Origin of the sequence: Leptotrichia wadei, from assembly GCF_007990445.1 — a bacterium.
GTDB lineage: Bacteria > Fusobacteriota > Fusobacteriia > Fusobacteriales > Leptotrichiaceae > Leptotrichia > Leptotrichia wadei_A.
Genome location: NZ_AP019841.1, coordinates 171,637 through 195,271, shown reverse-complemented (window position 1 = coordinate 195,271; position 23,635 = coordinate 171,637). Strand labels below are relative to the sequence as shown.

The window sequence follows — 23,635 nt, the reverse complement described above, 5'->3', positions numbered from 1 at the left end:
TTTATTTAAAATATTATTTTATATCTGTTTTAATAATAACATTATAAAAAACTGAAATAATGCGATTATTCCTCCCAATACTCCACCAATAATTTCAATATGCTTTAATTCATTCTTAGACACAGACAAAATTATTTTTTCCATTTCTTCTAACGAGAAATTTTTCATTTTTTCAAGCATGATTTCCTTAAAATCAATTTTGTCTTCTGCAATTTTTAAGATTTCCTCCACTATTTCCTCTTTATTTTCTAAAATTGCCTTTTTAAAATACGCTTTTATTTTTTCAATTACCGAATCATTTAAAAACATTTTTAATAGCGGATTTTTTTCTAATATGCTTTTTTTCAGCTTTTCTCCTATAATTTTGTCCAATAGTTTATCCAAAACTTCATCATTTATAACATCGCTGTCTTTTAGCTTTTCAGTAATATATTTTACTGAAATAAGTTCCTTTTCTATCGTTTCCGCTATATTTTCTGAAATTTTATCTCTATTTTTGGGAATTAATCCCTGTATTTTGAAAAATAGGAAGTTTACTTCCTTATAGGGCCTAAATAACAATTTTATAGCCAAATAATTTGTAAACCATCCTATAAGTATTCCAACAAAAACCATTATGGCAAGCTGGATTAACAAATTTTCCAATTTTTCCTCCATTTTTTAATAGATAACTAATCTATCAGTATCAAGGGAATTTTTAACCCTTGTTATTTAACCAACTATTGTTTTTCCATATTCCTTGCATTTTTCAATTTTTTCATCATCATCAACAGCCAAATGAATAATAAGCCCGTCATTCACGACAGAAAGCCCTTCATTTATAATTTCCTCACGCCAAGTTTCCATCCAGCCACCTTGTCCCCAATCATAAGAACCAAATAGCCCAACTGTTTTACCAATGATTTTATCCTTTATTCCTTCAAAAAATTCCACCATTTCCGGTGCAATTTCCTCTGCTCCAACTGCAGGCGATCCAAATGCAATAAAGTCAGCATCTATTGCATTCTCATCAGCCTCTTCCACATTTATAAGTTTTACATTAGATCCAGCACTTTCTGCACCTTCACCAATATATTTTGCCATTTCTTCAGTATTTCCAGTGCCTGTATAATAAATTATATTTAATGTTGACATATTTCCCTCTTTTCTCTTTATTTATTCAATTTTCACAGTAGAAATGTTCGATTTTTTCCTATACAAAAGGGTAAGACTCCTTGCTTAAATACATCTATTTCATTAAATTCTAAGTTTTCATAGTTATCGAACAGTTCTAATCTCTTATCTCGCAATTTATTGAAAATTATAACTTTACAAAAATTTTATTAATGCAGTATTTATTTTGTCAATTCATAAGTATCTCTTGCAATTACAAGTTCTTCAGCTGTTTCAATCTTGTAAATTTTAACTTTTGAATTTTCTGTAGACAATTCTACATTTCCTGGTAATCTTTTTGCATTTTTTTCTTCATCCAGCTCAACTCCAAAAAATGAAAGCCCTTCACAAATTTGTTTTTTAGCCCCAACAGAATTTTCTCCAATTCCACCAGTAAAGGCAATAGCATCAACACCGTTCATTGCCGCAACATAAGCTCCGATATAAAGCTGTATTCTGTAGCAGAACATGTCATAAGCTAAAATAGCCTTTTCATCTCCAGCCTTTTTAGCCGCATCTAAATCACGGAAATCCGAACTAGTTCCAATCATTCCTAAAATTCCAGATTTCTTATTCATTCTATTATTCATTTCATCCAAAGATAATCCTCTTTTTCTCATAACATAAATAACAGAGGCAGGATCTACATCCCCAGTTCTAGTTCCCATCATAACTCCTGCAAGCGGTGTCATTCCCATTGACGTGTCTACAACTCTACCATTTTGAACTGCTGAAATACTCGCTCCATTTCCAAGATGGCAAACTATAATTTTAGAATCTTTTTTACCTAGCATTTCTTGTGCCACTCCACTTACATATCTGTGAGAAGTCCCATGGAAACCATACTTTCTAACTTTTAATTCTGTATAGTCTTCATAAGGGTAAGGATACATATATGCCTTTGCCGGCATTGTTTGATGGAATGCAGTATCAAATACAACTACATTTTTCTTTCCAGGAAGTAATTTTTGAATAACTTTTATTCCCATTATATGGGCTGGATTGTGTAGTGGTGCAAGCGGTGCGATTTCTTCAAGATTTTTTATAACTTCATCATCGACAAGTACAGATTTTTCATAATATTCTCCACCGTGGACAATTCTATGCCCTATCGCATCAATTTCATCTGTGCTTGCTATTACTCCAATTTTCTCATCTTGAAGCGTCTTTAATATTAATTCTACCGCAACTGTATGATTTTCCATAGGAGTTTCCAATTCACTAATTTTTTCTCCAGTTATTAAATTTTTATAACTGAAAATTGGATTTGCAATTCCTATCCTCTCACAATTTCCCTTAGCTAACGACTGTTCATTAGTCATATCAATAAGTTCAAATTTCGCAGATGAACTTCCACAATTTATTACTAAAATTTTCATTTTATCCTCCAAATTTATGTGTTTATTTTTCTACTATTTTTTGACAAGGAGGATTGACCTCCTTGATGCTATAATTACTATTATTGCTTAACTATTAACAACCTATATCATATAAATTCAATTTTAATCATTTTTTGTCAAAAAAATTACATTTCAGATTCCACAGCCGTAATTGCCACAACTTCCACAATATCTTCCACGCTGCATCCTCTCGACAAATCGTGAACTGGTCTTGCCAACCCTTGAATCAATGGTCCCAATGCCTTTGCCTTTGCCAATCTTTGTGTTAATTTATAACCAATATTTCCTGAATCCAAATCAGGGAAAATTAATACATTCGCCTGTCCTGCCACTTTTGAGTTGGGAGCTTTTGCAGCAGCCACTTCTGGCACAATTGCCGCATCCAATTGTAATTCCCCATCAAAGTCGAAATCAACGTTTCTAACTTTCAAGATTTCAATTGCTTCCCTAACTTTGCTTACAGACACTCCATCTGCACTTCCCTTTGTGGAAAATGATAGGAATGCCACTTTAGGTTCCTTTATTCCAGCAGTAAATCTAGCTTTTTCAGCTGCAGAAATTGCAATATCGGCTAGCTGCATTGCTGTAGGATCAGGGATTACTCCACCATCTGAATATACAAATGTTCCATTATCTCCAAATTCAGGCGTATTTGTTATCATGACAAAAGAACTTGATACTGTCTTTAGTCCTTGTCTTGGTCCAATTACGTGAATTGCCGCTCTTAAAACGTGTGCTGTTGGAGAAGATGAACCTGCTACCATTCCATCAACTCTGCCTTGATGTACAAGCATTGCCGCAAAATATCTTGGATCTGACATAAGTATCGCTTTTGCAGTTTCAAATGTCATTCCCTTTTTTTCTCTTCTTTTTTTCAAAAGTTCCGACATAGCATCAATTGTCGCACAAGAGTCAGGATTGTAAAATATCGCGCCCTCCAACGAAACACCAATTTTAGCCGCTCTTTCCTTTATTTCCTTTTCATTTCCAACCAAAGCAATTTTTGCAATTCCTTCGTTAATAATTTTCTCAGTTGCCTGCAAAACTCTTTCATCTTCTGTTTCAGGTAAAATAATAGTTTTGTTTAATTTTTTAGCCTTTTCCTTCAATTTATTTGTCAATGTGTTCATAAATTCATTTTCCTTTCCTGTTTTTTTATTAATCAAACATAGCTTCAACAAATTCCTTTGTATCAAATTCCCGTAAATCCTCAATTCCTTCTCCAACACCTATAAATTTAATCGGTTTTTTCAGCTCTTCTGTAATTGGGAAAATAATTCCACCTTTTGCTGTTCCATCAAATTTTGTCAAAATAATTCCTGTCAAATCTACAATTTCATTGAATATTCTAGCTTGCTCCAGCCCATTTTGCCCAGTCGTGCTGTCAATTACAAGCAACGTTTCAAAGTCTGTTTCTCCAGACTGCTCACGTATAATTTTATTTATTTTTTCAAGCTCTTTCATCAAATCACGTTTATTGTGAAGTCTTCCAGCCGTATCCAGTATTGCCACATCAAATCCACGATTTTTAGCAGTTTTTACAGTATCAAAAATTACAGCGGCAGGATCGCTTCCATGTGCCTGCTTTATAACTTCCACGCCAGTCCGTCTCCCCCATTCCTCAACTTGCTCAATCGCAGCCGCCCTAAATGTATCTCCAGCCCCAATAATAACCTTTTTCCCGCTATCCTTCAGTTTTTTCGCTATTTTCCCAATGGATGTAGTCTTTCCAACTCCATTTACACCAACAATCAAAAGAATGTTCAGCTTTCCATCATGCAATTTCAATTTTGTATTATTTTCATCATTATAAATAAGTTTAGCCTTTAGCAATTCCTTTAATTCCTCATAAATTTGCTCTGATGTTTTCAATTTTTTTCGTGAAACCGATTTTTCCAATTCTTCCACAAGCTGCATTGTCATATTCATCCCAATATCCGATTGAATCAGCAGTTCCTCCAATTCTTCATACAAATCGTCATCTATCGTTTTTCCCAGAAGCATTTCTTTTAATTTCCCGAAAAATCCCTTCTTAGGTGTTGCCAGCCTATCTTTTAACGGTTTTAACTTAGGCTTTTTCTTAGTCTTTTCACTTTCCTCAAAACCGCTTTCATCTAATTTACTTTCAGTCTTTTCTTTTGTTTTCTTGTCAACACTCTTTTTACTCTCATCTTCAAAGTCTTTACTTTCAGCATTTCCGCTAACTTTATTATCTTTTTTTAAGATTTCATCAGCTGCTTTTTTTATTTCTTTTTCTGTTTCTTTTTTTATTTTTTGTATTTCATCTTCGCTTTCCTGAATTTCTTTATCCAGCTGATTTTCAAGCTCGCTTTTTTGCTCTTCCTCGCCTTTTTTCTTTTTCCCAAATTTAAAAAAATTTTTCAGCATTGTTTTTTATCCCTTTCCGCCTGTGATTTTTCCAAATAATCTGGCTTTAAATTAAAAATATCAGTTTTTTTTATAACATTATCATCCCTCAAATTTTCATCCAAAAACATTTCCACATAAGTCATCGTATTAATCGCCAAATTCTTATCCTCAAATATTTTTACAAAATATCCCAATTTATCCAATATTTTAGCCTTATAATTAAAAACCGCATCTCCAATCAAATAAATTTTTTTATTATTTCCTTTATCTTGCTTATTTTCAATTATTTCCTCAATTACATTATCCAGCTTTGTAACCTCGTAATTTTTCACTAACTCCAGCTTTCTTCCAGCCTTTCCATTAAAAGTTTCATAAGCCGCGCAATAAATTTTTTCCTTCCGAGAATCAATCAATGAATATATTTTCACATCCTCATCATTTTCCAAATTTACCTTCAAATTGTAATATCCTTGAAACCCAAGCGCATCCAATTCATTCACTTCATAAAAATTCACATTTCTTCCAAAAAAAAGCCCCTTAACAACTGAAATTGCTATTCTAACCCCTGTAAACGAACCAGGCCCAATCGAAACAAGCACATTTTCAATTTCATCCAGCTTTTTCCCAGTCCATTTCAAAAGACTGTCAATTTGTTCTAAAATCGTAGTAGAATGTGTCTTCGCCATTTCCACATGAATTTCCCCCAAAAGTTTATCCTTTTCATAAAGCGACAATCCAGCCAGCTTAGTCGTAGTCGTCATCGCAAATGTCAACATATTTTTTTCTCCATTTTTTATTTTTTTAATTTATAATTATTTAAAAGCTATTCAATCTCATAATCTACTTTTTTTCCATCCAAAATCCTATAAACCGCCACTTCCCGAGCTGCATCCGAATAATGATTTATCTCAACAAACACTGCATCTTCAGGCATCTCCTCCAAAATCTTATCTGCCCATTCAATAATCACAACACTTCCATCTTCTCCAATATAATCCTCAAACCCAATCTCATAAATTTCCTCAGGATCACTAATTCTATAAACGTCAAAATGATACACAGGCAAATCTCCAGAAGTATACTCAATAACATAAGTAAATGTCGGACTTTTCACATTTTCTGTAATATTATAACATTCACAAATTTTTTTAGTAAACGTAGTCTTCCCAGCTCCCAAATCTCCAATAAGCCCCAGATAGCCACCACTTCTCAATTTTTCTGCTAATTTTTTTGCTAATTTATTTATCTCATTAAATGTTAATATTTTATTTTTCATAATTTTTCTCACTTCTAAATTTCAATTAAATTCTATTTTTATACTAAAGTCCATTTAAATAACAAATTTATTACAAACTTTTCTAATTAAAGGATATAAACCTAATATTTTCAAATAATTAAAATATAATTTTTATTTTTTAATTTTAATATAGTCTAATTCAAGCTAATCCGTCAGAGCATTTTTCTGTGCTGACAAAACTGTTTGAGCATAGCGAGTTTTTTTTTGTCAGTGCAGGAAAATGTCGTAGACTAGTAGCCATAGGTTGTAGAATTTGCGGCAATGAGCAATCCTACAAAAATAAAAAAGAAAAAACATAGTAATATGAAAAAAATATCTATTAATCAAAATATCTAAAAAATAATAAAAAACAATTTAGTTGAATGATTATAAATTAGTTATTAAACAACCTTATTATAAAAATTTATTTTTATTTTTAAATGAAATTTAGTATTAAATAAAAATATATTTCATTAACAAATATTTCTTCTATAATTTTTAAAATTTTTTATTTTTTATAAACTTCAATAATTTTATTAATAATTTCAGTTGTGGAAATGTTATCCACGAAGGATAAAATCTTTACTTTTCCGCCATTTTTTTCAACAATTTTTGTTTCTGGCAAGTCTTCTTTTTTGTAATCTCCACCTTTTACGTGAATATCTGGCTTTAAAATATCCAGCAGTTTTTCTGGTGTCTTTTCATCAAAAATCACCGTATAATCCACAAATTTCGTACCCAAAAGCACAAAAGCTCTATTTGTTTCACTATTTATCGGTCTTTTATCTCCCTTGTTCACTTTAACCGAAGCATTGCTATTTACACCAACAACCAAAACATCGCCTAAATTTCTAGCTTCCTCTAGATAAGTCAAATGCCCAATATGCAGGATATCAAAAACTCCGTTAGTAAAAACTACCTTTTTCCCAGCCTTCTGCAATCTCACTATTTCATCTCTCATTTTATCAGCTGTCAGCAAATTATCCTTAAAACTTTTTCCCAATTTTCTCTCCAATATATTTATCTATTTATAATTATAACGTATTTAATTCATAATTTACTCAATCCCTAAGTTTATTTAATTTTAAAAAGGTTTGAGCATACATCAAATTATACCACATTTTTTCCAAAAAAAGAAAATTTTTCTATTTTTTTTCAACTTTTATTTTTTCTAATTTCAATAATTTTGTTTTAAGAAGTTTTAAGTATATTCTGACAATTTTTCATCAAAAAAGAAAAAGAAGTATCAACTTACTGCTTTTACTTCTTCTAACATTTATAACATTTTTATCTATTTTACAAATTAGAATATATTTACTAAAATTGTAATAATCCATTTTCATCAGATTTAAAATCTGGTTCCCAAGCCACTTCCCAATAATATCCCGTCTAAATTACAAAAATACACATGATATCCACCCAAAAATACATCTTAAGGTTCTTTTACAATCGTCACTCCTGCTTTTTTACAAATTCAACAATTTTATCTACATCATCTTTATTTTATACATTGTATGTTAAAGTAATTCCTTTAAATCTGTTATCAGCATTTCCACTTCAATTTTATCTTCAAGCTCAACATCCATAATGTATCCCCATAGTATATTTGTTTGTTCTGCTGCAAATTTTTCATTTATAATCATAGTTACTTCGTGTAAATCCGTTAATCCAATGTCTGGTCCTGCTGTAATGCTTAACAGTATCTTTCTCGCTTTTGGAAGATTTTTTATAAAAGGGCTGTTTATTATTTGTTCTGTAGCAAGTTTTACCTTATCCTGCCCTTCACCTTTACCAAATGCTGTTATGCCTTCTCCTGAATTTCCTAGCATTATTTTTACATCATCAAAAACAAGATTCACTACCCCTTGTTTTTTTATTAGATTTGTTATAAATTCTACATTTTTTATAAAAATTTTATCTCTTTTTTCAAATAATTTATCAAAAGTTGCACTAGAATCTACTTCCACTAATTTTTTAAGAGGCAAAACTATAACAGTATCAGAAATTTTTTCTAATTTCTTAATTTCTTCAGTTCCTCCATTTGAATTAATTGATGTAGCAACTAGAACTACTGTCAATATTCCCATTGTTTTTGCAACTTCTGAAACAACACAGGCTATCTCATTATTCTTCTTTTCCGACATTTCTGTCAAAATAAATACTAAATCAGTATTTTTCAATGCACCTTGAACCTTCTCGCTTAAATCTTCAGAAGCCAACATTTTTAATTCTACATTCAATTTATCCAAATTCTCTTGATTTGTGTCAATTCCCACAAATTCAACTTCCGCAATCTCTTTTTTCATCATCTTATTCAAGACATCATTTCCCACCGTACCGATTCCAATAACTTTTATTCCAATACCGTCCATATTTTTCTCCTTTAATTGTAAAATTTTCTATATTTTAACATATTTTCCCAAAATACAGTAAAATTTTTTTACTATTTTTCATACAATTTTGCCTTTTCTTCTAATAATAACAAAAAGCTACCATAACTGATAGCTTCATATTTAAAGTTGCTTTATTTTAAGGTAGTGCAGTATCTATTTTTTTACTTTTTCTTTTTTTTATTTATAAATTTTTAAATTATTTTTATTAATCGCCAAAATCTGTTGCAATCAAATATACTTTTACACAGCTCCCTTTTTGTTCAAAATCTTCAGGATTTTCAAATTTAGTTTCTTCAAAGACTGTTCCCCATGCGAGAAATAATTCTGGATTTTCCGAACTTTTGGCTACTGCTGTGGCGATTTGGCTGATTTCTTCTAGGCGTATGTCTTTTCCTGAGGTTATGTTCATTAGTATTTTTCCTGCTCCTTTTATTGGACGTTCTAGAAGTGGGGTATTTAGTGCCTGTTCTACTGCCTTTTTTGCTCTGTCCTCTCCGTCTGCTTTTCCAAAGCCTAATACTGTTTTGCCTGAATTTTGCAATATAGACTTAATGTCTGCAAAGTCCAAATTTACAATTCCCTGTTTTTTTATTAAGTCCAGTATTCCCTTTACAATTGTTACAAAGGCTTTTTCTCCTTTTTCATAGATATTTGCCATTGGAAGATTTATGTATAAATCATTCAATCTTTGATATGGAATGACTATTATTGTATCAGCGAAATGTTTTAATCTTTCCTTCCCCTTTTTAGCAAGTTTTATTTTATTCAGGTCTTCAAAATCAAAAGGCTTTGACACTATTGCAACCGTTAGTATATTCATAGATTTCGCAATTTCTGCCACAGCTGATGAAAGTAGCATTCCTGTTTTTTCTCCCATTTCAGCTATTATAAACACCATATCTGCATTTTGAAATTCTTTTTCTGTTTGTTTTCTTAAATCCTCCATCGCTTCAAATGAAGTTATTGACGACACAAATATTTTTTTGGGAACTTTTGAACTGTCTAAATTCAGCTTTTCCGTATCTATCGTTATAAAATCAGCCTTTACAATGTTATTTAATATCATTTTATTTATTACATTACTTCCTGTTTTTCCCAAAGCCACTATTTTTACTTTTACACCATTTAACGTGTTTTTCATATCAGTCCCCCGACCTCTGCGTTCCTACAAGCGATGTTACCCACTATTTTTTCCTCCTAGATAATCTATATTTCAAGACACTATTTATTAATATTTTTCTTTAATCTATTTTTTAATCACAATTCTTTAATATATCACAAGACCCTTTATTTTTTATTTTAAAAATATTGATTTTATATTTTAACTTAACTCTTTTTTAAAATTATATCAAATTTGATTAGTAAATAAATAAACAAATATTATAAAATTATAGAAAAATATTACTATATTTCATTTTTTTTTATCAATTTTTGGACTATACTATTCTTGTAGATACAAAAAATATTTAAATATAAATCGGGAGGCGGTTTTATGAAATCTAGAAGTCTACTATTATTTTTAATACTATCTTTAGCTTTATTTTCAGTAGTATTATCAAATAAAAATCGTAAAAACAGAAATGAAAATAAACCGAAAAAAGAAAATATGATTCAGGCAGGGAACGAAAACATCAAGGAAATCTATCTTGCTGGCGGCTGTTTCTGGGGACTTGAGGCATATATGGAAAGAATCGACGGGGTAAAGGATGTTACGGTTGGCTATGCGAACGGTAAAACTGAAAAAACGAGTTATAACATTGTCGCATCAACGGATCACGCAGAAACAGTTCACGTAAAATATGACGCAAACAAAATTTCTTTGAGCAAGCTGCTTAAATATTACTTTCAAGTTGTAGATCCTACTAGCATTAATCAGCAGGGAAATGATAGAGGCAGACAATACAGAACAGGGATTTATTATACTAATCCTAAAGATAAAGAAATTATTTTACAGGAAATTGAAGAAGAGCAGAAAAAATATACAGATAAAATTCAAGTTGAAGTTCAGCCTTTGAAAAATTATATACTCGCAGAAGAATACCATCAGGACTATTTAAGAAAAAATCCTAACGGATATTGCCACATTGATATTACTAAAGCAGATGAAGTTATCATTGATCCAAAAGATTATCCAAAACCAAGTGACGAAGAATTGAAAAAACGGCTTACTCCACTTCAATACAGCGTTACACAGAAAAAAAATACTGAACATTCTTTTTCAAATGAGTACTGGGACAATCATGAAGCTGGAATTTATGTGGATATAACGACAGGAGAGCCATTATTTTCCTCAAAGGATAAATATGATTCTGGCTGTGGCTGGCCAAGTTTTACAAAACCTATTTCAAAAGATGTTGTAACTTATGCAAATGATACAAGTTTTAATATGGTAAGGACAGAAGTGCTTAGTCGAAGCGGAAAAGCCCACTTGGGACATGTTTTTGATGATGGGCCTAAAGACAAAGGCGGGCTTCGTTATTGCATAAACAGTGCTTCAATTAAATTTATCCCATTAAAAGATATGGAAAAAGAACATTACGGATATTTAATAAAATTAGTTCAGTAAAATGAACAGGATAGGAGAGAATTTATGTTTAATCAGCCATTACTAGTAGGAAGCGTATTTTTAGGAGGAGTAGCAAGTTTTCTATCTCCATGTATTCTTCCCATTGTTCCTGTATATTTGGGAATCTTAAGCAAAGGAAAAAAAACTGTGCTTAATACCTTTTTATTTATTTTAGGACTTTCGCTTACTTTTGTAAGCATTGGCTTTAGTTTTAGTTTTCTTACGGGAATTTTCTTTAATGACACTATAAAAGTTTTGGCAGGAATACTTGTAATAATACTGGGATTACATCAGACAGGCATCTTAAAATTTAACTTTTTAGAAAAAAATAAATCTGTAAATTTGGATTTAATTGAGAAAAATTCTTCATTACAGGCTTTTTTGCTAGGATTGACATTTAGTCTAGGGTGGACTCCATGTGTAGGCCCTATTCTTGCCTCAGTGCTTACTCTTGCAGGCGAAAAAGGATCTGCAGTCTATGGAGGGCTAATGATGTTTATATACGTCTTAGGACTTGCCACTCCATTTGTTCTATTTTCCTTTTTCTCTCAGAAATTGCTAAAAAAAGTACGAGCTTTAAATCAATACACAAATTATTTTAAAATCTTTGGAGGATTTCTAATTATATTTATGGGAATTTTGCTAATAATGAATAAGTTTTAATAATTTTATTTTTTAAAAATTATAATTTTTTAAATTTTATAAAACAATCAGTAATCAAAATAACTTAAAAAATAATTACAAAAAATATTTTAAATTTGCTATAATATAGAAAGGAAGTAATTTTTATGAAAAAATTAATTGTAACAATTGTAACTTTGTTGAGTTTTGGATTGATTTCATTTGGAAATACATTGCAAGGAGTTCAGTTAAAGGACATTAATAATAAACCTGTTTCCCTTAACAAGTACAAAGGTAAGAAAATATATATTAAAATGTGGGCTTCATGGTGTCCTATCTGTCTTTCGGGATTAAGCGAAATTAATTCTTTGAGTGCAGATAAAAGTAAGAATTTTACAGTTATAACTATTGCTTCTCCAGGACAAAAAGGAGAAAAACCTACAGCCAAATTTATTCAGTGGTATAAAGGGCTTAATTACAAAAATACTACTGTTTTACTGGACGAAAAGGGGGAAGTGTTAAAAAGGGCAAAAGTTTTGGGATATCCTTCAAACATTATATTGGATGGGAACTTGAATATTGTTAAAACTTTGCCGGGACATCTGACTGCCGCACAAATCAAAGGAGCTGTTAAATAAGTGTATAGTATTTTAATAATTGACGATGAACCGATTATAAGAAGAGGTATTAAAACCTTTATTGATTTTGAAAAATATAAGATAAGTGATGTTTATGAGGCAGAAGACGGTAATTCTGCCTTTAAGACTTTTTCAGAAGTCTTGCCTGACCTTGTCTTGCTGGATATAAATATTCCCTTTAAAAATGGGCTGACTCTTGCCGAGGAAATGAAATATCTGAAAAGTGATGTTAAGATAGCCATTATTTCTGGATATGACTATTTTGAATATGCTCAAAAGGCTTTAAAAATCGGAGTTGAAGACTATATTTTAAAACCTGTTTCCAAGACAGATATAAATGAAATAATTTCAAAACTTATCTATAAGCTGGAAGAAGATAAAAAATATAACGAAGCAAGAAAAATTATTAATAAAATTAGTCAAATTGAGAAATCTGATAAAAATATTTTTCATAGCAAGTATAAAGATATTTTAACAAAAAAAATTGAAGAAAAATACAGCGATATTTCCTTTAACTTAAATTCTCTGGCTGACGAAATGAATTTGTCTTCTGGATATTTGAGTTCACTTTTTAAAAATTTGTTTGGTATTCCTTTTCAGGACTATTTGAATAATATACGGATGGAAAAGGCAAAGCTGCTGCTTTTGACAACAGATCTGAAAAATTATCAAATTGGAGAACTTGTAGGAATGGAAAACTTTAATTATTTCAATTCAAAATTTAAAAAAACTTTTGGAATGACACCAAAAGAATTTAAGAAAAGTGTGTTGGAAAAAATATGAAATTAAAAAAAACTATGAGAAATTCAATGCTGTTGCAGTTATTTTTTTATTATCTTGTTGGAAATTTACTGTTTATACTTTTTTTAAGCAGCATTTTTTATTATACTTCAAAATATATAATAATGAACAAAGAAATTGAGTACACTAACAAAAATGTAATGAGTACATCACGTTATATCACACTTTATGTTGAGAAATTACAAAATATAATTAATCTTTTGTCCGTTAATGCGGATGTTAGAAATTTTTTAACATTGGGAAATAATAATTCAAAAAAAAGTATTGAAAAAATGGTTTATTCAATTCTCGATAATAATAAAGGGATAAAAAATATTACTGTGATTGGAAAAAATGGTAGTATTATTTCCAGTGATAAAAATAACGATATGAAAATATCAGCAAATATGATGAAGGAAAAATGGTATGTTGACGCAATAAATAATTCAGATATGCCTGTTTTCAATCCAGTCAGAAAAGATGAAGATTCTTCCATGAACTCTAATTCGTGGTTTTTGTCAATTAGTCGGGATATAAAAAATTCAAAAGGAGAGAATCTGGGAGTTATTGTATTTGATATAAAATATGAAATGTTTGAAAGGTATTTACGTTCTAATGCTTTTGGAAGACAAAGTGACAGCATTATTATAGATAATCATGGCAATGTGATTTATTACAGAGATGTAAAATGTTTTGCTGATAAAAAATGTCTTGAAAAATTTTCAGAAAAGAATAAAAATAAAGATACATATTTATACGAAACACAGATTGAAAATACAAACTGGAATTTAAGAAGCCTTGCAAACACAAATGACCTAGTTACGTTGAAGAAAAATTTTTCTCACATAGTTATCATTATTTTCCTATTTTCACTAGCTTTTTCCTCTATTATTACATTTATCGTAATAACAAAGATTCTAAAGCCTTTAATAAAACTGGAAAATCATATGCAAAACTTTGAAAATAATCTACGGGAATTTCATTTAAGTGAAAAAACAGGCTATGAAATTCAGAACCTTGTGGAACATTTTAATGTAATGGTTGAAAAGATAAAATATTTGCGGGAATATGAAATAAAGGCTCTTCACAGCCAGATTAATCCACATTTTCTGTATAACACGCTAGATACAATCATTTGGATGGCAGAATTTGAAGACAATGAAAAAGTAATCAGCATTACAAAATCACTTGCAAACTATTTTAGGCTCTCCCTTAGCAACGGACACGAAAAAATACCGTTAAAAGATGAAATTATGCACACTAAAGAATATTTATTCATACAAAAGCAGAGATACGAAAACAAACTTTCCTATTTTTTCAACATAGAAGACGAAAGCCTTCTTTCCATCAAAGTTCCAAAAATCATAATCCAGCCAATTGTAGAAAACTCCATCTATCACGGAATAAAAAACCTTTCTGGAAACGGAATCATCACAATCGACGTTTACAGACAAAACAGCACTGTCAATATCTCAGTCAAAGACAACGGAATAGGCTTTGAAAAAGCTAAACAATTCAAAAAAAGCAAGACTGGCGGTGTAGGAATCAAAAATGTCGATAAAAGAATAAAATTCTATTACGGCAAAAATTACGGAGTATTTATAAATAAAGACAGCAAAACCGAAGGAGCGGAAGTAGTTATAAAAATTCCTTTTAAATCAAGTTTGTAATGTATTCTCAATCCCTTTTAAAATCAAAAAATTGAACTCTTGTTTAAAAATAGTTTTTTATAATGTTATTCTAATTTCCAAAAAAAAAAAAAAAAGATAATTATCATAAAAATGTGTTATAATCAAAAAAAATATAGCGGAGATGATAATATGAAAAAGTTATTTTTGATTGTAATTCTTGCTCTGACTACAGTAAGTTGTGAACTTTTTAGTCCAAGTTATTGGAACAGAGTAACTGAAAGCAGAAGAGAAAATGGAGAAAGATGTTATATAAAAAATGGAAATGCTTATTGTGTAGATAGAGATGGTAATAGGCTTTATTAATAAATTATTTTTGATTGGAGTTGATGGATTTGAAAAAATTGATTTTGATTACTGTTTTGGGAATGACTGTGGTTAGTTGCAGTCTGTTTAGTCCTTCAAGATGGGCAGAATATGAAAAAGATAGAGCAGGAAGCGGAAGAAGATGTTATAGAAATAGCTATGGAAATATATTTTGTGAAGACGGAAATGGAAATCGTTATTAATAAATCATTATGTGAAGAAGTGGAATTTTTGAGATTCTGCTTCTTTTTTGCTTTTGAAGAAGAAAAAATTATTATTATACTAAATCTCGGTTAAATAAGAAATTTATTACGAACTTTTCTAATAAAGAATAACAACTCAATATTTTTAAATAATTAAAATATAATTTTTACTCTTTAAAATCCGTCGGAGCATTTTTCTGTGCTGACAAAACTGTTTGAGCATAGCGAGTTTTTTGTCAGTGCAGAAAAATGTCGTAGACTAGCCATAGGTCGTAGGATTTGCGGCAATGAGCAATCCTACAGAAATAAAAAAGAAAAAACATAGTAATATGGAAAATCAAAATATACAAAAAAATACCCTAATTGTTTTAATTAGAGCATTTTCCTAAAAAATTCATTTTACTATTTTGTTCCAAATATTCTATCTCCTGCATCTCCCAATCCTGGATAGATATACGCATGTTCATTAAGTCCGTCATCAATTGCCGCAATGTATAAGTCAACATCGGGATGTTTTTCAGTAAATTTCTTTATTCCTTCAGGAGCACCAATGATACAAAGTACAGTTATATTTTTTACACCTTTTTCTTTCAAATAGTCAAGTGTGTAAATCATTGAACCACCTGTTGCAAGCATTGGATCTACTACGAAAACTTGACTTTCAACAACGTTTGTTGGCATTTTTGCGTAATAATAGACCGGCTCTAAAGTTTCTTCGTTTCTGTAAACTCCCAGATGCCCCACTTTTGCGTTTGGAAGAAGCTGCAATATTCCATCTATCATTCCAAGTCCTGCTCTTAGGATGGGAACTAATGTTATTGGCTTATCCAGAACTTTTGTAGTCGTTTTCTGAATAGGAGTTTCTGTTTCAATCTCCTTGAGCGGCAAATGTTTTGTTGCTTCATAAACCATAAGTCCTGCTATTTCGTTTAGGCTTTCCCTAAAAAGTTTAGTATCTGTATGTTTATTTCTCAAATTTGAAAGTTTATGTTCAATTAGTGGATGTTTCAATTCAAAAACTGCCATTAATAATCACTCCGTTCTTTTTTGTATTCAAACTACTTTTTCACTTAATACCCAAATTCCATTTAAAAAACAGAAATTATATCTTATACTGTTTACTGACAAGGAAGCTTGACCTCTTACGAGAAAATTATAATTAATTTGCTATTTAATTGGAAGATAGTATAAAATTATATTTTTTACAAAATAATATCCTCTACTGGCAAAATAACCGCACCCATCGAAATTCCACGACCTAAATCTATCTTCATAATTTTAATAATCCGTATAATCTCTTGTGCGTGCCTGTCTTCCAAATAAGTAACTAAAATACTGTCTGTCCCTGGCCAAACATGTGTATTAAAATGTTTAAAAGTTTTACTCCAAGAACTATGAACAGCTGGAACTATAAAATATTGATCTATTCCATACTCTCTTAATTCTTCTTTCATTTTTTCCGTATAAAATGAATCAAAATATATTTCTAATCTTTTCACAAAATTCTCCTCTCTAACTATTTTTTTTTCAATCAAAGAATCAAATTATTTTGCATACCCTTTTCGTTCTTCTTCTTTTTCTTGTCTTCTTCTTTCTTCTTTTTCTTTTTGTTTTCTCTCTTTTCTTTCTTCAACCAACGAATACAACACTGGCGTAAAGAACAATGTCAAGACCGTACAGAATGAAAGTCCAAACATTACTGCAATCGCCATTCCTTGATAGTATCCCGAACTTCCTTTACTTGAGAATACCATTGGCAACCAACCTAATACTGTTGTAAGCGTTGTCATTAAAATTGGTCGAAGTCTTGAACCACAGGCTTCTACTAAGGCATCATGTATCGACCAGCCTTTTTTCCGTAATCCCGCAACGAAGTCAAGCATTACAATCGCATTATTAACCGCCATACCGAATAACATCAAGATACCAATCATAACGAACATACTAAGTTGTACTCTAGTTATCGCTAATCCTAAAATTACTCCAATCATTGATAATGGCAATGTTGTCATAATCATAAGTGGCAAGATGAATGATTCCAACTGAACTGCAAGTACTGTATAAATTAACACAATCGCAAGTAACAAGTCTTTCATAATTTGTCCACCCATTTCAGCTTGGTTTTTAGCTTGTCCTGCTACTCCAATTTTATATCCTTCAGCTGGATTTGCCTTCTTGAATGACTGTTGAATAAATGCTGCTGCATCGTTAAATCCTTTTGATTTATCCAAGTTTGCACCAACTGTTACAATTCTTGTACCATTTTCTGTTGAAATAGTCGAAGCACTTTCTTCATATTGCATTGTAGCAATATCTCCTAATCTAACATAAGTTCCTTTATTAGTTTTTATCTCTAAATCCATAATTTTATTCAATGAATTTTTTTGATTTTTTTCCAATTCCAACACTACATCCAATGTTTCTGTACTTTGAGTTACATCAATCGGATTTGCTGATCCAGAAGCTGTCATAAATAACATTTGAGTAATATCTGTTACAGTTATTCCATAACTTTCCGCTTTTACTCTGTCAACTTCTAATTTAGCTTGTGGATATCCACCTTCAGTCGATGACTTAACATCCTTAAACCAAGACTGGCTCTTCATATCATTCATTATCGAATTTGCAATTCTATTTAATTCTTGTGGATCTTCACCTTCTATTTGGAATGAATAATCTTTTTGTGACATCATACCTCCTGCTTTTTGTGGTGAAACCGCAAGTGTTACATTTGGTAAATCTTTTAATTTTTCTCTGACACGGTTCATTGCCTTCATTGTATCTTTCTTTACGTCAACATTTATTGTCGCTGCACTTTTTGAGGCAATAACATTTATATCTTTAGTCGCTGGATCTGCTTTTACAACAGCTTCCATTTTATTTGCAATATCCTTTGATACATCTAAATCCAATCCTGTCGCAAGTGTCGCAACTACCGAATATTGATTATCATCAATCGTTGGAAAGAACGTAGTTTTTACCGTTTTTCCTATTCCAAATACGACTATAACAAATGTTATTATAACTCCAATTACCATTTTCCATCTATTTTCCAATACTTTTGCCACTAATTCTTTATATTTATCTCTAAATGCATTAAATTTAGCAGCTTTTTCAGCATTATCTGATATTTTTTTAACATCTAAAAATAAACTTGAAGCCATTGGAACCCATAACATCGCAACAATAATCGAAGCTGACAACGCAAACATCATTGAAAATGCAATACTCTTAAATACTTCCTTAGCAATTCCTTCAAATAATATAATTGGTAAAAATACACAAACTGAAGTTGCTGTTGACGCCATCATCGGAAGAATTACTTCATTTGTACCCCGTATCGCTGCTACATCTGCTGGTTCCTTATTAATCTGAATGTGATCAAAAATATTATCCAGCGTAACAACCCCGTTATCTACCAGTGATCCAACCGCAAGTGATAATCCCATTAACGAAATCATATTCAATGTTATCCCTTGTGTTGTAAGTAAAAAGAATGTAAACATTGCTGAAATAGGAATCAATGTTCCCACAACTAATGACGCTCGCAAGTTTTTCAAGAATACAAAAAGTACTATAATTGTAATGATAACCGCTTGTATCCCAGAACTTGCAACATTTTTTATCGATTCACTAACTTTTTCACTGTTATCAACTATTATATTGTAATTAGAACCTTCTGGAAATAATGGTTTTGCTTCTTTCAAAGTTTCCTTAGCCTTTTTAGCAACCTCTACCAAGTTACCATCTTTACTCTTTTGAATCATAACGGCAACCATTTCTTTTCCATTATATGTTACATATGATGTAGGATCCTCTGTTCCGTACTCAACTTTTGCCACATCAGCCAATCTAACTGTTTGATTATTTTGATTTGAAATAACGATATCCTGAATTTGATCAAGCTCTTTTAACTCTCCATCAACTTTTAGGATAAATTCTTTCGTCCCATCAGTTATTGTACCTGCTGGTGTTACTGTATTAGCTGCTTTTATTTTACTATAAATTTCTGCCGCTGACAAATTATATTCCTTCAATCTAGCTGGATCCAGCCAAACTTTAATTTGTCTTGTCGCATTACCCATTACAGAAATATTACCAATACCTCTATTTCTCTTCAATCTAGGTTGTAATGTTTCTTCAACAAATGATGTTATTAACTCTTTATTTTTCCCAGTAATTCCAATCATTAACGCCATGTTGGAACTCCCTGCCATATCTAATTTTGATACTGTAGGATCTTTAAAGTTATCATCATCTGGCAATTGTCCTTTTATTTTATCTATTTGTGTTTGAACTTGTACTTGTTTAATATCTGTATCTACACCATAGTTAAACTCTATCGTAACTACTGATGAACCATAAGATGAAGATGTTGTAATATTTTTAATTCCATCTACATTCAATGCCGCATCTTCAATTTTTTTAGATACTTGGGTTTTTACATCTTCCGCTGTCGCTCCCGTCCAAGTGGCATTAACAACAACTATCGGTGTATCAAAATCTGGTATTCTTTCCTGTTTCATACCTGTCATCGCTACCCAACCAGCAAAAATCATAAATATAAGTATCATCGTTGTCGACACTACTCTCTTCGTTGCAAATTCTGCTACTGTCATTTTATCTCATACGATTACAATAACCGTACACTCCTTTCTCTATTTTTCTATTACTGCACAATATTTACTTTTTCATTCGCTTGTACAACATTTTGTCCATCAATGACTAACTGATCTCCAGCTGTCAAGCCATCACCAGTCACCGCCGCATAAGTTTCATTTTGATTAGAAATATTTATCGGTATCATAACTGCTTTTCCATCTCTAATAACATAAATAACTTGCTGAACTCCTCTTACTACAATCGCCTTTTTAGGAATAATCAACCCATCTTCAGCTCCTGTTGCAATATTTGCTTTTCCATACATTCCACTTTTTAATTCTCTATCTGGATTAGGGAATTTAACTTTTACAATAAATTGTCTACTAGCTGAATCAGCTGAAGCCGCTATTTCATAAACTGTTCCAACAATTTCCTTACCATTCAACTCATCAACTTTTATAGTCGCTTGTGCTCCCATTTGAATTTTTTTAACAATTTCTGCTGGAACTCCAATTTCCAATTTCATTTCACTTTCATTAACCAATGTAAACAATTTTGCTCCTGCTGATACTTGTTGATGTCTTTCTAAATCCATATTCGCAATATATCCGCTAACTTTAGTTTTAATAACGGTTTTACTGTTAGTATCATTTGCTGTAGCTAAATTAGCTTGTGCCGAACTCAAACTGTTTCTTCTAGAAGATAATGCATTTACCGCTGTATTATAGTTACTTCTAGCCGAATTTAAGTTAGCTTGTGCCGAACTTAATTTTGTTTGTGCTGTCAAGAAATCAGTTTCTGTTATCAACCTTTTATCATACAACATTTTATATTTTTGATAATTAATTCTCGCTTCTTCCACTGCTGCTGCTGCTGAGGCAATATTTCCTTTAGCTGCACTAATATCTCCATGTGCCGAACTAATATTAGATTCTGCCGTTCTTACATTTGAAACAGCCTCTCTAACACCAGATCTTGCCGCTTGATTATCAATCGCCACAATTACTTGCCCTGCATTCACATAATCACCATTTTTCCCGTTAATTACTACAACTTCCCCACTTGAAGTCGCTGTATACGGTATTTCTTCTATCCCTTTTATCGACCCACTAGCCGTGTATCCCAACGACATTTGATTTTGACCGATTACTTGCACTTTTACTGGTCTTGCTGTAGATGAATTTCCTTTTGGTTTTTTCTTTCCGCATGAAACAGTAAGCAATGCTAGCACCATCATCGCTACAATTATTTTTTTATTTATTTTCATTTTTCCTCCCTATTCTTAGTGACTTTAATTATTTATAAAAGCCTCTAAAATCCAATTAAATTAATATTTTTCTCCTGTTTTTATATTTAATATTATTCCCTATTTAAAAAGTGAAAATTTCATTTTGATTATTTTATAATTCTCAGATTAAATGGTTCTTTTATTTTACCATTTAAATTCTATCAACTTTTCCAATTCATATCATTTCTATAAAATTTTTTATCTCTAGTCCAAATATGCTCCATATTTAGAAACTAGGAAATAATAATTCAATTTAGCCTGTGCATAATTTACTCTGGCTTGTCTTAAATTAGTTTCCGATTGCAACAAATTTTCCATCGTAATTAATCTGTAAGAGTATCTTTCTTTTTCCAAATTATAAGATTCTTCTGCTTTTTGCACCGCTAATTGCAATGCTGCTATACTTTTTTCCAGCGATCTTAACTGATAATAAGTTTTTCTCATATTTGCTTGAACAGTTTCCAGAGTCTGATCCACTTGAACAGCTGATATTTCCTGAGTCTTTTTCGCATAATTCACATTATTTTTTCTTGCTCCCCAGTCAAATATGTCCCAGCTCCATTTTACTCCTGCTGAAGTTGTAAAGTTTTTTGTCTTGAAAATATTTCCAAACTTATCTTGACTTTGCAATACGCCATAATTTATCATTCCGCTAACTGTCGGCTTAAAATCTGCTTCCTGCACTTTTATATTTTTTTTGCTCAGATCATTTTGCTTCACAGCTATCTTATATTCTGTATTTTCCAGCGGCAATTTTGCCAAATCTTCATCCAATTTAACTGTCTTTGTAAAGTTATCCTCTACTCCAAATGGAACTATCTCGATTTGCGAACTATTTTTCACTCCGATTAAAATTCCCAATGCCTCTTTTGAAACTTCTATATTCCCTTCCTGCTCTACAATTTGTGCTTCAATGGATGCCACGCTTCTTTCTGCTTCTGTAAGTTCTGGCTGAGTTGTCATTCTTAAATCATATAGTTCTTTTTGTGTTTTTAAATTTTCATCTAACGTTTCCTTTGATTTCTGCAATACTCCCAATGTGCTCATTGCATTGTAAACATCAATATATGCTTGAACTGTACTTAAAACTGTATCTTTTCTCACTTTATCCAGACTAAGCTGCGACAATGTCAATTTTTCTTTACTAATTTCGTGATTCAGTTTCAATTTTCCGCCTGTATAGATCGGTTGCGACAATGTCAAGTAATGCTGATAAGCCTCTCCAGTTCTACTAAAACTCTTATCCAAATGCTCTTGAGCGCTTCCAGAATAACCTACTGTAAAAAATCTGTTAGCCCAGGCTCTATCCACATCAATTTTCCCTTGCTCTGTTTTCAACATCTCAATCTTAATGTCCTTATTATTTTTAATTGCCATTTCTGCTGCTTCCTGTATCGTTATTTTTTCTGCAAAACCCGGAATTGCAATTAACAATAATAATGGCACCACTATCATTCGCAATTTATTTTTTTTCATCTTGTCCTCCTGTTTAATCTATTTTAATGCATTATCGATGAATTTTACAATTTCATTAATTAATTTCTGATTATCCTCTACTATCCCATCAAACTCTCCCTTTGAGGAAAAAGTATATTCTTTTTTACATACAATTTTTTTAATCAAATAATTATTAATTGCCGAAATTATAAAATCTGAAATAATTTCCATATCGTATTCTCTGTTACTTTCATATCTTAAAAGTATATTTTCCTTGATAAAACTCTTAAAAAATTTTGTCATTTCTTCATGAAATTTCCCTACATTTGTATTCTGGGTAAAAGAATTCATTATTCCAATATCCACATTGTTCAAAAGTTCTAGAATACTTTTAAATCTTTCTTTAATAAAATTTTCTAAAGTTTTTTTCGGATTTTCATCAATTTTTACTTTCGAATATTTTTCCATTTCAGATTTTTTTTTACTTTCTAATAATTCACATAAAAGTTCCTCTTTCGTCTTGAAATACGTATAAAAACTTCCTTTTGAAATTCCCAATGCCTTTGTTATATCCTCAACTTTTGTATCCATATACCCATTTTTCCTAAATAATTCAAAGGCCTTTTCCAATATTTTCCTCTTTTTTTGTTTTTTTATATTTTTCTCTTTTACAAACATCTCCCTACCTAACAATAAAAATTGACTTACAAGTCATTATATTATAATATAATTTTTTTTATAATTTGTCAATCTTTTTCCTTGTAAAATACCTTTTTATTAGATAAAGCAGTTAAGTTAATTTTTCAAAAAAAATTCTAATATCATTTTCCATTAAACTAATGGATTCATCTCTGAATCTCCCACGACTAAAGTAGCGAGTGTTCTTGCACTATTTAATAAATTTTGTTTAATAAA

The 23,635-nt window shown here is 31.0% G+C and carries 23 protein-coding genes; 7 read left to right on the top strand and 16 right to left on the bottom strand.

The genetic code is table 11. The annotated features are described in order from the left end of the window. Nucleotides 1-18: 18 nt before the first annotated feature. The 10 genes from FVE74_RS00990 to FVE74_RS00940 all read right to left on the bottom strand — a co-directional run bounded on the left by FVE74_RS00990 (nucleotide 19) and on the right by FVE74_RS00940 (nucleotide 9,732). Entirely contained in the window at nucleotides 19-645 is a 627-nt protein-coding gene (locus tag FVE74_RS00990) for a DUF445 domain-containing protein (protein ID WP_147002806.1), read from the bottom strand. 66 nt (nucleotides 646-711) lie between these two features. Next, nucleotides 712-1,134: a flavodoxin gene (locus FVE74_RS00985; RefSeq protein ID WP_147002805.1), complete on the bottom strand. Its 423-nt coding sequence runs from the start codon at nucleotides 1,132-1,134 to the stop codon at nucleotides 712-714. 200 nt (nucleotides 1,135-1,334) lie between these two features. After that, nucleotides 1,335-2,531 (bottom strand): acetate/propionate family kinase, encoded by a 1,197-nt coding sequence (locus tag FVE74_RS00980; protein ID WP_147002804.1) that lies wholly within the window; start codon nucleotides 2,529-2,531, stop codon nucleotides 1,335-1,337. 146 nt (nucleotides 2,532-2,677) lie between these two features. Continuing rightward, nucleotides 2,678-3,682, bottom strand: a complete 1,005-nt coding sequence (gene pta / locus FVE74_RS00975) for a phosphate acetyltransferase (protein ID WP_147004539.1) — start codon at nucleotides 3,680-3,682, stop codon at nucleotides 2,678-2,680. Nucleotides 3,683-3,710: 28 nt separating this feature from the next. Further along, on the bottom strand, nucleotides 3,711-4,940 hold the full coding sequence (ftsY, locus tag FVE74_RS00970; protein WP_147002803.1) for a signal recognition particle-docking protein FtsY: 1,230 nt from the start codon (nucleotides 4,938-4,940) through the stop codon (nucleotides 3,711-3,713). After that, a complete protein-coding gene (tsaB, locus tag FVE74_RS00965) occupies nucleotides 4,934-5,698 on the bottom strand; it encodes a tRNA (adenosine(37)-N6)-threonylcarbamoyltransferase complex dimerization subunit type 1 TsaB (protein ID WP_147002802.1) in 765 nt (254 codons plus the stop codon). Before tsaB ends, ftsY begins: the two co-directional genes overlap by 7 nt. A gap of 47 nt (nucleotides 5,699-5,745) precedes the next feature. Further along, complete coding sequence (tsaE, locus tag FVE74_RS00960) at nucleotides 5,746-6,198, bottom strand: tRNA (adenosine(37)-N6)-threonylcarbamoyltransferase complex ATPase subunit type 1 TsaE (RefSeq protein ID WP_147002801.1); 453 nt, start codon at nucleotides 6,196-6,198, stop codon at nucleotides 5,746-5,748. A gap of 508 nt (nucleotides 6,199-6,706) precedes the next feature. Further along, on the bottom strand, nucleotides 6,707-7,159 hold the full coding sequence (rfaE2, locus tag FVE74_RS00955; protein ID WP_371466995.1) for a D-glycero-beta-D-manno-heptose 1-phosphate adenylyltransferase: 453 nt from the start codon (nucleotides 7,157-7,159) through the stop codon (nucleotides 6,707-6,709). Between the two features lie 556 nt (nucleotides 7,160-7,715). Continuing rightward, the gene (locus FVE74_RS00945; protein ID WP_147002799.1) at nucleotides 7,716-8,570 is read right to left on the bottom strand and encodes a cell division protein FtsZ; all 855 of its coding nucleotides are present in this window, start codon (nucleotides 8,568-8,570) and stop codon (nucleotides 7,716-7,718) included. Between the two features lie 226 nt (nucleotides 8,571-8,796). Further along, nucleotides 8,797-9,732, bottom strand: coding sequence for a cell division protein FtsZ (locus FVE74_RS00940; protein ID WP_147002798.1), 936 nt, complete (start codon nucleotides 9,730-9,732; stop codon nucleotides 8,797-8,799). Between the two features lie 351 nt (nucleotides 9,733-10,083). Between FVE74_RS00940 and msrB the strand changes: the two genes are divergently transcribed. From msrB to FVE74_RS00910, 7 genes are all read left to right on the top strand, one after another. Beyond that, nucleotides 10,084-11,157, top strand: a complete 1,074-nt coding sequence (gene msrB, locus FVE74_RS00935) for a peptide-methionine (R)-S-oxide reductase MsrB (RefSeq protein ID WP_147002797.1) — start codon at nucleotides 10,084-10,086, stop codon at nucleotides 11,155-11,157. Between the two features lie 24 nt (nucleotides 11,158-11,181). Continuing rightward, nucleotides 11,182-11,820, top strand: a complete 639-nt coding sequence (locus FVE74_RS00930; protein ID WP_147002796.1) for a cytochrome c biogenesis protein CcdA — start codon at nucleotides 11,182-11,184, stop codon at nucleotides 11,818-11,820. Between the two features lie 125 nt (nucleotides 11,821-11,945). Next, a complete protein-coding gene (locus FVE74_RS00925) occupies nucleotides 11,946-12,416 on the top strand; it encodes a redoxin family protein (RefSeq protein ID WP_147002795.1) in 471 nt (156 codons plus the stop codon). Further along, nucleotides 12,417-13,199: a response regulator transcription factor gene (locus FVE74_RS00920; protein WP_147002794.1), complete on the top strand. Its 783-nt coding sequence runs from the start codon at nucleotides 12,417-12,419 to the stop codon at nucleotides 13,197-13,199. After that, nucleotides 13,196-14,866 (top strand): sensor histidine kinase, encoded by a 1,671-nt coding sequence (locus tag FVE74_RS00915; protein WP_147002793.1) that lies wholly within the window; start codon nucleotides 13,196-13,198, stop codon nucleotides 14,864-14,866. Before FVE74_RS00920 ends, FVE74_RS00915 begins: the two co-directional genes overlap by 4 nt. Before the next feature lie 150 nt (nucleotides 14,867-15,016). Beyond that, nucleotides 15,017-15,190, top strand: coding sequence for a hypothetical protein (locus tag FVE74_RS11455; protein ID WP_018451034.1), 174 nt, complete (start codon nucleotides 15,017-15,019; stop codon nucleotides 15,188-15,190). A gap of 23 nt (nucleotides 15,191-15,213) precedes the next feature. Continuing rightward, a complete protein-coding gene (locus tag FVE74_RS00910) occupies nucleotides 15,214-15,393 on the top strand; it encodes a hypothetical protein (protein ID WP_147002792.1) in 180 nt (59 codons plus the stop codon). A gap of 402 nt (nucleotides 15,394-15,795) precedes the next feature. On the opposite strand, the gene upp is transcribed toward FVE74_RS00910, so the two are convergent. The 6 genes from upp to FVE74_RS00880 all read right to left on the bottom strand — a co-directional run bounded on the left by upp (nucleotide 15,796) and on the right by FVE74_RS00880 (nucleotide 23,350). Next, the gene (gene upp, locus FVE74_RS00905; protein WP_018451036.1) at nucleotides 15,796-16,419 is read right to left on the bottom strand and encodes a uracil phosphoribosyltransferase; all 624 of its coding nucleotides are present in this window, start codon (nucleotides 16,417-16,419) and stop codon (nucleotides 15,796-15,798) included. Between the two features lie 176 nt (nucleotides 16,420-16,595). After that, on the bottom strand, nucleotides 16,596-16,892 hold the full coding sequence (locus FVE74_RS00900; RefSeq protein WP_147002791.1) for a PG0541 family transporter-associated protein: 297 nt from the start codon (nucleotides 16,890-16,892) through the stop codon (nucleotides 16,596-16,598). Between the two features lie 45 nt (nucleotides 16,893-16,937). Then, on the bottom strand, nucleotides 16,938-20,012 hold the full coding sequence (locus FVE74_RS00895; protein WP_147002790.1) for an efflux RND transporter permease subunit: 3,075 nt from the start codon (nucleotides 20,010-20,012) through the stop codon (nucleotides 16,938-16,940). A gap of 50 nt (nucleotides 20,013-20,062) precedes the next feature. Further along, nucleotides 20,063-21,262, bottom strand: coding sequence for an efflux RND transporter periplasmic adaptor subunit (locus FVE74_RS00890; RefSeq protein ID WP_147002789.1), 1,200 nt, complete (start codon nucleotides 21,260-21,262; stop codon nucleotides 20,063-20,065). Between the two features lie 225 nt (nucleotides 21,263-21,487). Continuing rightward, entirely contained in the window at nucleotides 21,488-22,759 is a 1,272-nt protein-coding gene (locus tag FVE74_RS00885; protein ID WP_147002788.1) for a TolC family protein, read from the bottom strand. Between the two features lie 18 nt (nucleotides 22,760-22,777). Continuing rightward, nucleotides 22,778-23,350, bottom strand: coding sequence for a TetR/AcrR family transcriptional regulator (locus FVE74_RS00880; RefSeq protein WP_232053975.1), 573 nt, complete (start codon nucleotides 23,348-23,350; stop codon nucleotides 22,778-22,780). Between the last annotated feature and the right edge of the window lie 285 nt (nucleotides 23,351-23,635).

Coding starts and splice junctions, on each gene's coding strand:
- tsaB (WP_147002802.1), bottom strand. CDS start 5,698: ATGTTGACATTTGCGATGACGACTACGACTAAGCTGGCTGGATTGTCG.
- FVE74_RS00985 (WP_147002805.1), bottom strand. CDS start 1,134: ATGTCAACATTAAATATAATTTATTATACAGGCACTGGAAATACTGAA.
- rfaE2 (WP_371466995.1), bottom strand. CDS start 7,159: ATGAGAGATGAAATAGTGAGATTGCAGAAGGCTGGGAAAAAGGTAGTT.
- FVE74_RS00930 (WP_147002796.1), top strand. CDS start 11,182: ATGTTTAATCAGCCATTACTAGTAGGAAGCGTATTTTTAGGAGGAGTA.
- FVE74_RS00945 (WP_147002799.1), bottom strand. CDS start 8,570: ATGGACGGTATTGGAATAAAAGTTATTGGAATCGGTACGGTGGGAAAT.
- upp (WP_018451036.1), bottom strand. CDS start 16,419: ATGGCAGTTTTTGAATTGAAACATCCACTAATTGAACATAAACTTTCA.
- msrB (WP_147002797.1), top strand. CDS start 10,084: ATGAAATCTAGAAGTCTACTATTATTTTTAATACTATCTTTAGCTTTA.
- ftsY (WP_147002803.1), bottom strand. CDS start 4,940: ATGCTGAAAAATTTTTTTAAATTTGGGAAAAAGAAAAAAGGCGAGGAA.
- FVE74_RS00910 (WP_147002792.1), top strand. CDS start 15,214: ATGGATTTGAAAAAATTGATTTTGATTACTGTTTTGGGAATGACTGTG.
- FVE74_RS00940 (WP_147002798.1), bottom strand. CDS start 9,732: ATGAAAAACACGTTAAATGGTGTAAAAGTAAAAATAGTGGCTTTGGGA.
- tsaE (WP_147002801.1), bottom strand. CDS start 6,198: ATGAAAAATAAAATATTAACATTTAATGAGATAAATAAATTAGCAAAA.
- FVE74_RS00890 (WP_147002789.1), bottom strand. CDS start 21,262: ATGAAAATAAATAAAAAAATAATTGTAGCGATGATGGTGCTAGCATTG.
- FVE74_RS00925 (WP_147002795.1), top strand. CDS start 11,946: ATGAAAAAATTAATTGTAACAATTGTAACTTTGTTGAGTTTTGGATTG.
- FVE74_RS00915 (WP_147002793.1), top strand. CDS start 13,196: ATGAAATTAAAAAAAACTATGAGAAATTCAATGCTGTTGCAGTTATTT.
- FVE74_RS00885 (WP_147002788.1), bottom strand. CDS start 22,759: ATGAAAAAAAATAAATTGCGAATGATAGTGGTGCCATTATTATTGTTA.
- FVE74_RS00895 (WP_147002790.1), bottom strand. CDS start 20,012: ATGACAGTAGCAGAATTTGCAACGAAGAGAGTAGTGTCGACAACGATG.
- FVE74_RS00980 (WP_147002804.1), bottom strand. CDS start 2,531: ATGAAAATTTTAGTAATAAATTGTGGAAGTTCATCTGCGAAATTTGAA.
- pta (WP_147004539.1), bottom strand. CDS start 3,682: ATGAACACATTGACAAATAAATTGAAGGAAAAGGCTAAAAAATTAAAC.
- FVE74_RS11455 (WP_018451034.1), top strand. CDS start 15,017: ATGAAAAAGTTATTTTTGATTGTAATTCTTGCTCTGACTACAGTAAGT.